This window comes from Nonomuraea sp. KM88, from assembly GCF_052245635.1.
Classification (GTDB): Bacteria; Actinomycetota; Actinomycetes; order Streptosporangiales; family Streptosporangiaceae; genus Nonomuraea.
This window is the reverse complement of sequence record NZ_JBQQCC010000011.1, coordinates 304,702-317,647: the sequence shown is the minus strand read 5'-3', so window position 1 is coordinate 317,647 and position 12,946 is coordinate 304,702. Positions and strand designations below refer to the sequence as shown.

The following is a 12,946-nucleotide window of genomic DNA, read 5'->3' as shown; positions in this document are numbered from 1 at the left end:
TGAGCCGGGCCCCCACAATAGTGGGTGTTCCGGTCACCGAGCGGGGGCCGGGAGCTGGTCTCCATGGTGGTCGCCCACCACTGTCAGGCAGCGCGGACTCCTGATCTCCGCGTCGGACCCGGCGTAAGCCGTCAGCCATCCTTGCCGGGGGTTTTCCCGAATGTCATTCTGGAATTGGTGTCCCGGCGTCCTGACCACTCGTCGCGGAGGATGCATGACCGACCGCCCGATCATCGACAAAGAGGCGCTTCGCCTGAAATATCGGGAGGAGCGTGACAAGCGGCTGCGTCCGGACGGCAACGACCAGTACCTCCGCCTCACCGGCCGCTTCGCACACTACCTCGACGACCCCTACACCCCGGTCACCGAACGCCCCCCGAAGACCGACCACGTGACGGTCGCCGTCATCGGCGGCGGCTTCGCCGGGCTCGTCACCGGCGCGCGGCTGAAGGAGGCAGGCGTCGAGGACGTGCGCGTCGTCGAGAAGGGCGGCGACTTCGGCGGCACGTGGTACTGGAACCGCTACCCGGGCGCGCAGTGCGACACGGCCTCGTACGTGTACATGCCGCTGCTCGAGGAGACCGGGCACATGCCGACGGAGAAGTACGCGCACGCGCCCGAGATCCTCGAACACTGCCGCCGCATCGGCAAGCACTTCGGCCTGTACGACAACGCCCTCCTCCACACCGAGGTCAAGAGCCTCGAATGGGACGCGGCCCGCTCCCGCTGGCGCATCAGCACGAACCGGGGCGACCGCTTCACCGCCCGGTTCGTCACCATGGGCATCGGCCCGCTGCACGTGCCCAAACTCCCGGGCATCCCGGGCATCCAGACGTTCCGCGGGCACGCGTTCCACACGAGCCGCTGGGACTACGCCTACACCGGCGGCGACCCGTCGGGCGCGCCCCTGGACCGGCTGGCCGGCAAGCGGGTGGCCGTCATCGGCACCGGCGCGACGGCCGTACAGTGCGTGCCGCACCTCGCGCGAGCCTGCAAGGAGCTGTACGTCTTCCAGCGCACGCCCTCGTCGGTCGACGTGCGGGACAACCGGCCGACCGACCCCGAGTGGTTCGCCCGGGTCGCGACCCCCGGATGGCAGCAGCGCTGGCTGGAGAACTTCACCGCCAACCAGACCGGCGCGCCGGCCGACGAGGACCTGGTCATGGACGGCTGGACCGATCTGGCCCGCCGCGTGCGCTCGCGCATCCAGGCGCTCCCGCCCGGGCGGCGTACGGCGGAGCACATGCTGGCCGCGTTCGAGGACTCCGACTTCGAGAAGATGGAGGAGATCCGCGCCCGCGTCGATGCCGTCGTCACCGACAGGGAGACCGCGCGGAAGCTCAAGGCGTGGTATCGCCAGCTCTGCAAGCGCCCCTGCTTCCACGACGAATACCTGCAGGCCTTCAACGTCCCCGGCACCCACCTCGTCGACACCGACGGCAAGGGCGTGGAACGCATCACCGAGAAGGGGGTCGTGGCCGCGGGCAGGGAGTACGAAGTCGACTGCGTCATCTACGCCTCCGGCTTCGAGGTGGGCACCGACTACACCCGCCGCGCGGGCTACGAGGTGACGGGACGCGACGGGGTCAGGCTGTCGGAGCGCTGGGCGGAGGGCATGCGCACGCTGCACGGCATCCACGTGCACGGCTTCCCCAACGTCTTCCTCGTCCAGCCGACGCAGGGCGCGAACCTCATCTCCAACATCCCGCACAACCTCACGGAGGCGGGCAGGACCATCGCGCTCACCATCCGGCACGCCCTCGACCACGATCACGGCGAGATCGAGGTCACCAAGGAGGCCGACGACGCCTGGATCGAGCTGCTGCTGTCGGGCGGCGGCGGGATCCTCGGCTCCCCCGACTGCACGCCGGGCTACTACAACAACGAGGGCCAGGACCTCGGCCTGCGCAGCTGGCTCAACGCCGGCTATCCGCACGGGGCCATGGCGTACTTCGGCTACATCGACCGGTGGCGCACGTCAGGCGCGTTCGAAGGGCTGGAGTTCCGGTACGGGGCCGGCCCCGAGGGCTAGTACCTTCGTCCGGCATGAGCTACGACCTCTATTTCGCCCGTCGCGCGCCCGGCCAGTCCTGGGAGGAGGCGCTGGAGGAGCCGCGATCGCCCGACCCGGCGGCCTGGGAGCGCGTCGTCGGTCGGGCCCGCGAGATCCTCGGCGAGGTGCGGATCATCGAATATCCGCCCAACTGGGAGATGGACCACGAGGGCACCGGCATCTCCGTGAACCACTGGGAGGGCGGCTGGGAGATGAGCGCCCCCTACTGGACGCACGGCGAGGACGCGCGGCGGACCGTCGACGCGCTCTACGAGATGGCGCGGGCCGTCGAGCGCGAGTCCGGCCTCGAGTGCTACGACCCGCAGGTCGGCCTGCCGCTCGCGGAGATCGCCGACACGGCGCGCGCGGTGGAGGCGTTCGACACGGTGGCCGACCGGTTCGGCCGGCGGACGGAGGCGACCTGACCGTCCGGCTCGGGTGGCAGGGCGAGGAGGCCTGACCCTCGCGAAAGGTACACCCTGGACTACTGCCCGGTCCTCCGGCCCTGGTTACCGTCATAGGGTGCTGAACAGGACCGCGCTGGAGGCGTTGACCCGGCGCCCGCTGCCCTTCCTCAGGTCGGCCTGGCCGTGGCGGAGTGTGGCGTACCTGCTCGCCAGCGCCGTCCCCGGCGCGGCCTTCGCGCTCGCCGCCATCGCCGCGACGCTCATCGAGTCGCCTCAGGGCTTCGCCGTGGGCGCGGCGGTCGTCATCGGAGCCGTACTGCCCGTCGCCTGGTTCGAGCCGCGGCGGCTGCGGCTGGTCGACGACGTGCCCGTACCCGCGACGCCGGACCGGCGCAGGCGGGAGCTGGGGCTCGCGGTCATGACGTTGCTCGCGATGTGGTGGATCGACCTGATCATGGTGCTCTTCACCGTCGTGGGTCCCGTGCTGCTCATCCTCACCCCGGCCGTGCAGCCGAACGTGGCGACGTCCGTCGGGGTCGCGGCCGGCGTGATCGGCGTGCTGCTGCTGCCCGTCGCCGCGTACACGGCCACCGCCTGGGGCGGCGCGCGAGGGGCCATGGCCCGGGCGGTGCTCGCGCCGCAGGGGTCCGAGCTGAACGAGGTGCTGAGGTCGCGGGCGCGGCTGGTGGACGCGTTCGAGATGGAGCGCCGCAGGATCGAGCGGGACCTGCACGACGGCGCTCAGCAGCGGCTGGTGTCCCTGTCGATGACGCTCGGCCTGGCCAAGCTGGACCTGCCGGAGGACTCGCCCACCGGACGGCTGATCGGGCTGGCCCACGACGAGGCCAAGCAGGCGCTGGCCGAGCTCCGCGAGCTGATCAGGGGCGTGCACTCGCAGGTGCTCACCGACCGGGGGCTGGGCGCGGCCGCGCAGGACGTCGCGGGACGCTCGCCGGTGCCGGTGGACGTCGACGTCCAGCTGCCGGGACGGCTGCCCACCGCCGTGGAGGTCACCGCCTACTATGTGATCAGCGAGACCCTGGCGAACCTCGCCAAGCACGCCCGGGCCACCAGGGGCGCCGTCACCGGCCGGCTTGAGCGCGGCACGCTGGTCGTCGAGGTGCGCGACGACGGCGTGGGCGGCGCCGACCCGGCCAGGGGAACGGGGCTGAGCGGCCTGGCCGACCGGCTGGCCGTCGTGGGCGGGAGACTGTCGGTGTCCAGCCCGGCAGGAGGGCCGACCCTGGTACGAGTGGAGATTCCGTGCGCATAGTGATCGCCGAGGACGCCGTCCTGCTCAGGGAGGGCCTGGCCGGGGTGCTCGAACGGTTCGGCCACACCGTGGCCGCCTCGGTCGGCGACGCGCCCGCCCTGCTGTCCGCCGTCGCCGAGCACCGCCCCGACGCCGTGGTGACCGACGTGCGCATGCCGCCCGGCTTCTCCGACGAGGGCCTGCGGGCCGCCCTGCACCTGCGCGGCTCCCATCCCGACGTCGCCGTGCTGGTGCTCAGCCAGTACGTCGAGCAGACGTACGCCGCCGAGCTGCTCGAGTCCGGCGGCGGCGCGGGCGTCGGTTACCTGCTGAAGGACCGCATCGGCGACGTACGCGAGTTCGTCGACGCGCTCGACCGGGTGGCCGCGGGCGGCACGGTCGTCGACCCCGAGGTGGTGCGGCAGCTGCTGCGACGGCGGCGCGACCCGCTGGGCAGGCTCACCCCGCGCGAGCAGGAGGTGCTCGGCCTGATCGCCGAAGGGCGCTCCAACGCCTCCATCGCGAAGGAGCTGGTCGTCACCGACGCGGCCGTGGCCAAGCACATCGCCAACATCTTCGCCAAGCTCGACCTGCCGCCCGCCGCAGACGGGCACCGCAGGGTGCTGGCGGTGCTGGCGTACCTGCGGGGCTGACCGGACGGTGCGGGAGCCGCGTACGTGCGGGTCAGGTGATGCAGAGCTCGTTGCCCTCGGGGTCGGCGATGGTGATCCACCAGTTGGGCCCCTGGCGGCCGCGGTGCAGCACCTTCGCCCCCTTCGCGGTCAGCCGCTCGACCACGGGCTCGATGTTGTCGGCGCCCACGCGTACGTCGAGGTGCACGCGGTTCTTGGCCGTCTTGGGCTCGGCCACGAGCTGGAACAGCACCCGTGGTGCGCGTTCGAGCCCGTCGGGGTGCCTGATGGCCGCGCCCGCCTTCCACACCAGCGCGCCGTTGTGCGTGGTGGTGTCGTCGTCGGTGGCGTGCCCCTTCTCGATCATGGCGCGGATGAACGCCTCGTTCGAGGGCTCCACCTGCCAGCCGAGCGCGTCGGCCCACCAGTCGGCGAGTGGATGGGGGTCGCCCGTGTCGATGACGACTTGGAAGTCATATGCCATGAGTCCAATGCTAAAAGTAGGGTTCGTGGGCATGAGTGAGCAGTGGCAGGAGATCGGTGACTGGGTCTACGTCCGGCGCCACCGGTCGTACGACATGAACGTGGGTCTGGTCGTGGGCGACGGGCACTGCATGGTGCTCGACACGCGCACGTCGTACCGGGAGGCGGCGGACCTGATCGCGGCGGTCAGGACGATCACCTCCGCTCCGTGGACGGTCGTCAACAGCCATTCCCACTTCGACCACTGCTTCGGCAACGCCCTCTTCCGCCCCGCCGAGATCTGGGGCCACGTCCGGTGCGCGGAGGAGCTGGAGCTGTACGGCGAGCGGCAGCGGGCCGCTGTCATCAAGAACTCGCCGGAGCTGCGCGACGAGCTGGAGGAGCTCAGCATCGTGCCGCCGGACCAGACGTTCAGCGCCGCGGCCGGCCTCGACATCGGCGGTCGCATGGTGCATCTGCGGCATTTCGGGCTCGGGCACAGCAGCAACGACGTCGTCGTGCACGTTCCCGACGCGGGGGTGGTGTTCGCCGGCGACCTGGTGGAGGAGGGCGCGCCTCCGGCGTTCAGCGACTCCTACCCGCTCGACTGGCCGGTGACCGTGGGGAAGATGCTGGAGGAGATGCCCGAGCCGGTGGTCGTGCCGGGGCACGGCGCGGTGGTGGACCGGGCGTACGCGCTGGCGCAGCGCGAGGAGCTGTCCCTGGTTGCCGAGCTGGCCGAACGGGCTCATGTGGAGGGTCTGCGTGACCTGATCAAGCTCTTCCCTTTTCCCGAGGACGTGTCCAGGCAGGCGATCGACCGGGCCTTCATGCAGCTCGACGCGGCCTGAGTGGCCGGCGGTCGACATGACCGCCATCGACGCGCTATATTGCAAAATGCAATATGGAAGGAGGCGGGATGGCGCGACGGCACGACCTGGTGGGCCTCACCGTGCTGGCCATGCTCACGGTGCGCGCCGCTCATCCGTACGAGCTGCACCGGTTCATCGTCGACACGCACAAGGACTTCATCACCGGCCTGCCACGCAGCCTCTACCACGCCGTGGAGCGGCTGGCGAAGGACGAGCTGATCGTGCCCGCCGGCACCGGCCGCGAGGGCCGCAGGCCGGAGCGCACGGTCTACGAGATCACCGACGAGGGCCGTGAGGAGCTGGCCACCCGGCTGCGCCGGCTGCTGGAGACGCCCGACCCCAACCGGCTCACGTTCGTCGCGGCCGTCTCTCTCATGGGGTGCCTCCCGCTGGCGGACGCGCAGCGCGCGCTGCGCACCCGCGGGGCCGCGATCGAGGGCGTCCTGGCCGGGCTGGACGCCCACATGCGCGCGCTCGACGCCGGCGGCCTGCCGCGCGTCCTCATGCTCGAGATCGAGTACGAGCAGGCGCTCTACACCGCCGAGCTCGGCTGGATCACCGGGCTGCTCGACCGCCTCGGCAGGGGGGAGCTCGACTGGTCCCCCACGATCGAGATGTGAAAGGCCGCCGGAGTGCGCCAACACCCCGGCGGCCGTAGACCCGAACAAGGCGCCTGCCCTGCCCGAACTCGCATTCACAGGATAGGCGCCGCGACAGAAGGAGCAGTGCCATGTCCGCAGAAGTCACCCACCTGCTGGCCCGCATGACGGAGACCTGGAACGCCGGGGACGCCACGGCGTACGCCGAGTTGTTCACGCGGGACGCCGAGTACATCACGTTCTTCGGCCTGCACCTGCGCGGCAGGCAGGCCATCGAGGACACGCACAGGAAACTGTTCGAGACCCCGATCAAGCTCGGACCCGCCGACGAGGCGCCGCTGGTCAAGGCGCTGTCCGACGACGTCGCCCTGGTGATCTCGGGCGGCGGCTCCACCGTGGACGGCGAGCCCGACCCGAGCCGCGCCTCCATCATCACCCTCACCGCCCTGCGCACCCCTGAGGGCTGGCGCTTCGCCTCGTTCCAGAACACCCGGGTGCAGCGGCCGTGAGGAAGCTGGTCACCGAGGTCGCCGGCGTGGTCTCGGCCCCCGTCGAGCAGGTGTGGCAGGCCCTGCTCGGCCAGGGGCCCGGCGGCGCGGTGAGAACCGAGCTGGGCGAGCACACCGTCGCCTACCAGGGCGGCTGGTGGTACCGCGGCGAATGGTCGGTCACCTCCCACCCCGAGGGCGCCCGCGTCGTCCACCGCGTCTACAACGTGGCCGAGTGGCTGCGGTGGGGCGTGCCGCTGGCCAACCGGCTCTTCATCGGGTTCGACCGGCGGACGCGCCAGGCGTTCGCCAAGGGACTGGCCCGCATCGGGGAGAAGTTGGGGTGCCCGACGCGGCTCACCTAGGCTTCCCGGCATGGAGTGGGGACCGCTGACACGGGAGGACGCCCGGCCCTTGGCCGAGCTCTGGGCCGCCATCGAGGCCGAGGACATGACCGGCGCCGTCTACAGCGCCGACGACGTGGCGGAGCGGCTCTCGTCCCGCCTGCTCGACATGGCCGAGGGCACGCTGGCGGCCAGAGACGGCGACCGGATCGTCGCCTTCGGCTGCCTCCCGGCCCGGCAGTCCGCCGGCGACGTGCACCTGATGCAGCTGTGGGGCGGCGTGCACCCGGCCTGCCGCAGGCGAGGGCTGGGCCGGCGGGTCATCGACTGGAGCCTTCGGGCGGCGCCCGAGGTGGGCGCGATGGTTCATCCCGGTGTGCCGGTGGAGATCTCGTTCGACGTCTTCGACGACCGGCCCGGCACGCGGGTGCTCGCGGAGGGCGCCGGGTTCACCGCCGCGCGCTTCTTCGCCCGCATGGAGCGGTCCGTGACCGGCGACCTGCCCTCGGCGCGCCCGCCCGAGGGCGTGTCGATCGCCGCCTGGTCGCCCGCGCTCGACGACGGCGCCCGCCACGTGCGCAACGAGGCGTTCCGCGATCACTGGGGCAGCGTGCCGCACACCCCCGAGAGCTGGCGCCACAGCCTGACCGGCTCCCGCAACTTCGTCCCCGAGGCCACGTTCGTCGCCATGGCCGGCGACCAGCCGGTGGGCGTGCTGGTCACCCACTTCTTCGACCACAAGTTCGCCCTGACCGGTGAGCGCCAGGCCTGGATCCAGATCGTCGGCACGCTGAAGGAGTGGCGCGGCAAGGGCGTGGCGAGCGCGCTGATCGCTCACGCCCTGTCCGCCTTCGCCGCCCAGGGCTACACCAGCACCGGGCTCGGCGTCGACGCCCACAACCCCACGGGAGCGGTCCGCGTCTACACCGGGTCGGGCTTCGCCGTCACGCGCCGCTGCACCGTCTATGTTCGCTCCGTGTCCTGACCCGCGTTCGCGGCCTGGGCCGGGGTCAAGGGAAATCTCGCGATAAATCCGGCGTCTTCGTACACCAGAGTCCCGCCGTGCAGGGCGGCGATGTCGCGGGCGATCGACAGCCCGAGCCCGGCCCCGCCCGCGTCACGGGCGCGGGCCTCGTCCAGCCGGGTGAACCGGTCGAAGACCGCCTCCCTGTGCTCCGGCGGGATCCCGGGCCCGTCGTCGGCCACTTCGAGCACCGCCTGATCACCTTCGGCGCGCACCCCCACCCGTACGGTGGAGGCGGCGTGCCGGACCGCGTTGTCGACCAGGTTGGTCACCAGGCGGTCGAGATGCGCACGCGAGCCCTTCATCACCACGTCGGGCTCGACGTCGAGCTCCACCCGCACGTCGGGCCGCCGCCTGACCCGCAGCGACTCCTCGGCCGCCACCTGCCCCAGGTCCAGCTCCGTCGTGCGCGGCGGCTCACCGGCGTCCAGCTTGGCCAGCATGAGCAGGTCGGCGGCCAGGGACTGCAGGCGTTCGACGTCGGCCAGCGCCTCCTGGGTGAGCTCGCTCCGCTCGGCCAGCTCCAGCCGGGCGCGCAGGGTGGCGATCGGGCTGCGCAGCTCGTGGGCCGCGTCGGCGACGAACCTCTTGTGGGTGCCGACCGCCGTCTCCAACCGGTCGAGCGTCGCGTTGACGGTGGTGGCCAGCGCGGCGATCTCGTCCTTGGAATCAGGTACGGGCACCCGCTGGTGCAGGTCGCGGGCCGTGATGTCGGACACCTTCGCCCTGATCGCGGCCACGGGCGCCAGCGCGCGGCCCACCGAGAACCACGTCATCCCGGCCACCACGGCCAGCACGGCGGGCATGCCGGGCAGCAGGGCGCCGTACAGCGTGTTCAGGGCTTCCTCGGCGCTCGCCAGGGAGACCCTTGACCATACCATCGCGGGGCCGGCCTCCGTGCTCACCTTGACGCCGGCGATGGCGTACTGGCCCGGCTCGGCCCACTCGACGGTCGCGGCGGGCGCGGGTTTCACCTTGGTCAGCATGACGTCGGGGTCGGCGACCCTGACCACCGCGCCGTCGTTCACGTAGATCAGCTCTCTCGTGCTCTCCGCGCCCACCGGCCGTTCGCCGCTCGGTTCCGCCTTCCGCGCGGGGCGGGACGGCCCGGCGGGTGAGTCCGCGGGGGGCTCGGTGGGAGGCCCGGTGGTCGGCCCGGTGATCGGCCCGGTGGTCGGCCCGGTGGCTTCCTGCACGGGGTGGAACCCGGTGGCCGGCGGTGTCACCTTTTGAGCGGGTACGACCGACAAGGTCTGCGCGTACGGCACCGCCTCCACGGCCTTCCTGACCGCAGCGGCGTCGGCGCTGCGTTCCAGGCTGCCCCGCAGCACCGCGACCAGCCCCAGGGCGACGACGCCGAGCGCGAGCGCCACCACGAGCGTCGCCGCAACGGTCGCCCGCAGCCGTACGGACGACAACCCCGAGGCCGGCCACTCTGAGGACGTCGAGGACGACAGCCCTGGGAAGGAAAGCTTCGGCCGTTTCACGCCGCCTCCAATCGGTAGCCGGCCCCGCGTACCGTCACGAGCGTCGTCCGGCCGAACGGCCCGTCGATCTTGCGGCGCAGGGCGCTGATGTAGACCTCGACGATGTTCGGGTCGCCGTCGTAGGAGAAGTCCCACGCCTGGGCCAGCAGCTCGCTCTTGGACACCACCTCGCCGGCCCGCCGCGCCAGCGCGTGCAGCACCGCGAACTCCTTCGGCGTCAGCGCGATCTCCGCCTCACCCCGGTGGCAGCGCAGCCCGGCCGGGTCGATCACCAGGTCGCCCACGCTGATCGACACGGGCCGCTCCCGCCCGCCCCGCCGTACCAGCGCGCGCAGCCTGGCCAGCAGCACCACGTAGGAGAACGGCTTGGCCAGGTAGTCGTCGGCGCCGTTGTCGAGCGCCTCGGCCTCGTCGTAGATGCCGTCCTTGGCGGTGAGCATCATGATCGGCGTCCAGTCGCCCTCCTCGCGCAGCTTGGAGCAGACGGCGTAGCCGTTCATTCTCGGCAACATCACGTCGAGCACGATCACGTCGTACGTGTTCTCGGTGGCCATCCAGAGCCCGTCGCGACCGTCGTGCGCCACGTCCACCGCGAAGCCCTCACCGGCCAGGCCCCCCTTCACCAGGTCGGCCAGCCGCTCCTCGTCCTCCACCAGTAGCACTCGCACACGCACAAGAGTGCCGCAGCGCACCTAAAGCCAACCTGAAGATCGTTTCGGGTCTCTTCAGGGTCGCTTCAGGTACGCGCGAGCACGATCGGGGGCGTTCGATCGACATCGAGTAAGGAGAATCATGTTCAAGCGACGTCTCGCGGTCCTCGCCGCGGTTGCCACCCTGGCCGTGACCGGGCTGGCCGGCTCGGCCCTGGCCGACGAGCCCGCCCGCCCCACCGCCGGCGCGAAGGTGATCTGCAAGACGAGCGACGGCAAGACCATCGAGCTGGCCAAGGCCCTGCCCGCGAAGGGATTCAAGGCGACCCGCCCCGACGGCGAGATCAGGAAGGCCGAGCCCGGGGAGACGGTGGTGCTCCGGGACGGTGAGCCGGCCGCGGAGGTGAAGGCCCTGCCGCGCCCCGAGGGCGAGGCGAAACGGCACACGCGGGTCGAGGACGGTTACGCGGTGGCGGCACCCGCCCTGCCTGCAGAGGGAGTGTTGATCAGGGACCACGCCGACGCCCCCAAGGGCGTGGCCAAGACCATCAAGATCTCGTGCGAGAAGGCTGAGTAACCAGGTCGCTCCGCTGACGACGGCTGCGGACCCGCGCTGGGGCCCGGCGCGGGTCCGCTGACGACGGCTGCGGACCCGCGCTGGGGCCCGGCGCGGGTCCGCAGCCCGGCGTGTGGGGCCCTTGGCCCATCACACCAGGCCGACGACGACCGGGCTCGCCATCTGGGTGACGACCAGCGCGCCGGGCGCACGCAGCAGTTCCAGGGAATAGGGCTGGGGAGAACCCCTCGGATTTCCCTTCCAGGGAAGGGCGACGGGGATCCGCACCGTGCCGGCCGTGTCCCACGGGGTGACCAGCACGGTCGCGGTCATCTTCGTGCGGCTCTCCCAGGACGGGTACGCCACGGCCAGCGAGTCGGCGAGCGGCAGGTGCTTAGTTTCAAGATCTCCGGTGCGCGATCGATTGAGTCCCTTGAGGGAGAACGACGCCCGCTTCAGTCCACCCTTGCCGAACGGCTCCCAGCGGTAGGTCCACTTCTTGTCGTAGTTCATACCGTTCACGACGTCGAGGAAGCCCTCTGTACTGAACGAGCCGGTCACCCGCTGCCGGGCGAGGACCTTTCCTGACGCCTGCTCCAGCACCACGCCCTCGCGCTCGCCCCAGACCACCGACAGGGCCTCGGCGTCTCCAGATCGGCGGATCTCGACGCTCTCCGGACTGGCCGACACCTTCCGCTCATGCCGCCACACCTCGGCGCCGGTAGCGGGATCCAGCCCGAGTACGGCGATGGTGAACGCGCTCGACCCGTACCAGTACTCAGCGTCATGTGTCTTCTGCCTGATCCGCGGAGCGCAGATGATGATCTGGGCGAACACGTCCCGGGCCATCGTCCGGAATTGGTGCTCGTCCCGGTCCTTGCCGGTCAAGCAATCTCGCGGCGGGGCGTAGTGCCAGGCGGGCTCAGAGGCGGTCGGCTGCCAACCGGTGAGCGTTCCGGGCCACAGAGTTGCGAGCGGATGTCCACGGCTGGAGGTGACCACACCAGTGGAGTTCAGCCACGGGTCTTCATCTCCCCACCCCTTCGAGTGCTCGGAGAGGACCACCCCTGTGTACGCGTCCAGAAGCACCGTCCGCCGGGTGAAGCGGATCGCAACGGTGCTCCCGTCAGGTGACGCCCGGAAACCTTTCGCGAAGCTTCCCGGCCGGCGGTAGTGCCAGCGTTCCCGGCCGGTGACGCTGTCCAGCGCCACGACGCCGTTTCTTACCCACACCACCAGGCCGACACCCGCGACGGCGACGTCATATGGGGGCGCGCCGTCCGGGGTCTGCCACCGCCATGCGATCTTGCCCACCGAAGCCGGCACCGCCGCCTGCGGGGCAGCTTTCGTCGTGGTGCCGGCGTCAACGGGCAGCACCACGACGGCGATCAGGACGATTGCGCTTGTCACCACCGCGACGGCCGATCCGCCCAGCACCCCGGTGAGCCCTCTTTTCGCCGGTCTGAACGTGAGCGCTGTCACGGCGAACCCTGCCGCCGTCGCCGTCAGGCCCGTGGTGAAGGCGGCCTCGGACGCCCCCGGCTCACCCAGCGCGAAGGCGCCCTTCAACGCAATCCACTGAAATACGGCGGCTACCACAAGTCCTGCGGCGCAGGTCAGCGTTGATACACGCCATTCGTCGGCCTGCGGCCCGCCGTACGAGTCGCGCCGGCCTGTGCCGCGGACCGTCCTGACGATGGTGACCAGCCACCAGACCAGCAGAATCCCCAGCACGAGCGCCGCCTCACTGAGGCCGGGCGGCTCCGGGGACGAGGCGGGTAACGATGGCCAGTCAGGCGGCGACCACCAGGCCACGTACGCCGAAACCGCTGTAACCGCTCCGGTGGTCGCCAGACCGACGCCGAACCACCCCCACCACGGACGGTTCACCATGTGCGTCAGCCGCAGTGGACGCCCCGCAGCCAGCGACCCGCACCGCCGACCGCCCCGTAAACGTCGATGCACTTGCTCGGAGCCTTGGCGTACACCGGTCCGGCCATGACCAGTCCGAGCCTTCTACGGATCTGCATGTGTTTCCCTTCGCCGATCGCCGGCGGCCTCAGGCCCGTTGAGCGGGTCATGCGCCGTTCCCGCGGGAACATACTGGGCTCACCTGGACA

The 12,946-nt window shown here is 71.1% G+C and carries 15 protein-coding genes; 10 read left to right on the top strand and 5 right to left on the bottom strand.

Features of this window, described 5'->3' with window-relative positions; all coding sequences use genetic code 11:
- The first annotated feature begins 214 nt into the window (after window positions 1-214).
- The 4 genes from ACTWPV_RS30635 to ACTWPV_RS30620 all read left to right on the top strand — a co-directional run bounded on the left by ACTWPV_RS30635 (window position 215) and on the right by ACTWPV_RS30620 (window position 4,365).
- Window positions 215-2,032 (top strand): flavin-containing monooxygenase, encoded by a 1,818-nt coding sequence (locus ACTWPV_RS30635; protein ID WP_443154435.1) that lies wholly within the window; start codon window positions 215-217, stop codon window positions 2,030-2,032.
- A gap of 14 nt (window positions 2,033-2,046) precedes the next feature.
- Complete coding sequence (locus tag ACTWPV_RS30630; RefSeq protein WP_347645905.1) at window positions 2,047-2,478, top strand: hypothetical protein; 432 nt, start codon at window positions 2,047-2,049, stop codon at window positions 2,476-2,478.
- 97 nt (window positions 2,479-2,575) lie between these two features.
- Window positions 2,576-3,733: a sensor histidine kinase gene (locus ACTWPV_RS30625; protein WP_443154434.1), complete on the top strand. Its 1,158-nt coding sequence runs from the start codon at window positions 2,576-2,578 to the stop codon at window positions 3,731-3,733.
- A complete protein-coding gene (locus ACTWPV_RS30620; protein WP_443154433.1) occupies window positions 3,724-4,365 on the top strand; it encodes a response regulator in 642 nt (213 codons plus the stop codon). Before ACTWPV_RS30625 ends, ACTWPV_RS30620 begins: the two co-directional genes overlap by 10 nt.
- Window positions 4,366-4,396: 31 nt before the next feature.
- Here the strand turns inward: ACTWPV_RS30620 and ACTWPV_RS30615 are convergent, their stop codons facing one another.
- Complete coding sequence (locus ACTWPV_RS30615) at window positions 4,397-4,828, bottom strand: VOC family protein (RefSeq protein WP_347645908.1); 432 nt, start codon at window positions 4,826-4,828, stop codon at window positions 4,397-4,399.
- A gap of 31 nt (window positions 4,829-4,859) precedes the next feature.
- Between ACTWPV_RS30615 and ACTWPV_RS30610 the strand changes: the two genes are divergently transcribed.
- The 5 genes from ACTWPV_RS30610 to ACTWPV_RS30590 all read left to right on the top strand — a co-directional run bounded on the left by ACTWPV_RS30610 (window position 4,860) and on the right by ACTWPV_RS30590 (window position 8,094).
- Window positions 4,860-5,657 (top strand): MBL fold metallo-hydrolase, encoded by a 798-nt coding sequence (locus ACTWPV_RS30610; protein WP_443154432.1) that lies wholly within the window; start codon window positions 4,860-4,862, stop codon window positions 5,655-5,657.
- 68 nt (window positions 5,658-5,725) lie between these two features.
- Window positions 5,726-6,298, top strand: a complete 573-nt coding sequence (locus tag ACTWPV_RS30605) for a PadR family transcriptional regulator (protein ID WP_443154431.1) — start codon at window positions 5,726-5,728, stop codon at window positions 6,296-6,298.
- A gap of 110 nt (window positions 6,299-6,408) precedes the next feature.
- Window positions 6,409-6,786, top strand: a complete 378-nt coding sequence (locus ACTWPV_RS30600; RefSeq protein ID WP_443154430.1) for an SgcJ/EcaC family oxidoreductase — start codon at window positions 6,409-6,411, stop codon at window positions 6,784-6,786.
- Entirely contained in the window at window positions 6,783-7,130 is a 348-nt protein-coding gene (locus ACTWPV_RS30595; RefSeq protein WP_443154429.1) for a hypothetical protein, read from the top strand. The genes ACTWPV_RS30600 and ACTWPV_RS30595 overlap by 4 nt, the downstream gene beginning before the upstream one ends.
- Window positions 7,131-7,140: 10 nt before the next feature.
- Complete coding sequence (locus ACTWPV_RS30590) at window positions 7,141-8,094, top strand: GNAT family N-acetyltransferase (RefSeq protein ID WP_443154428.1); 954 nt, start codon at window positions 7,141-7,143, stop codon at window positions 8,092-8,094.
- Here ACTWPV_RS30590 and ACTWPV_RS30585 read toward each other — a convergent pair.
- Window positions 8,073-9,620 (bottom strand): sensor histidine kinase, encoded by a 1,548-nt coding sequence (locus tag ACTWPV_RS30585; RefSeq protein ID WP_443154427.1) that lies wholly within the window; start codon window positions 9,618-9,620, stop codon window positions 8,073-8,075. The two genes, ACTWPV_RS30590 and ACTWPV_RS30585, sit on opposite strands and share 22 nt — an antisense overlap.
- Window positions 9,617-10,288, bottom strand: a complete 672-nt coding sequence (locus ACTWPV_RS30580; RefSeq protein WP_443154426.1) for a response regulator transcription factor — start codon at window positions 10,286-10,288, stop codon at window positions 9,617-9,619. The genes ACTWPV_RS30585 and ACTWPV_RS30580 overlap by 4 nt, the downstream gene beginning before the upstream one ends.
- Before the next feature lie 124 nt (window positions 10,289-10,412).
- On the opposite strand from ACTWPV_RS30580, the gene ACTWPV_RS30575 reads away from it, so the two are divergent.
- A complete protein-coding gene (locus ACTWPV_RS30575) occupies window positions 10,413-10,847 on the top strand; it encodes a hypothetical protein (protein WP_443154425.1) in 435 nt (144 codons plus the stop codon).
- A 129-nt stretch (window positions 10,848-10,976) separates the two neighbouring features.
- On the opposite strand, the gene ACTWPV_RS30570 is transcribed toward ACTWPV_RS30575, so the two are convergent.
- Window positions 10,977-12,560: a hypothetical protein gene (locus tag ACTWPV_RS30570; RefSeq protein ID WP_443154424.1), complete on the bottom strand. Its 1,584-nt coding sequence runs from the start codon at window positions 12,558-12,560 to the stop codon at window positions 10,977-10,979.
- A 164-nt stretch (window positions 12,561-12,724) separates the two neighbouring features.
- Window positions 12,725-12,856 carry a hypothetical protein gene (locus ACTWPV_RS30565; RefSeq protein ID WP_443154423.1) on the bottom strand — a complete coding sequence of 44 codons (132 nt, stop codon included), beginning with the start codon at window positions 12,854-12,856 and terminating at the stop codon, window positions 12,725-12,727.
- Window positions 12,857-12,946: the final 90 nt, after the last annotated feature.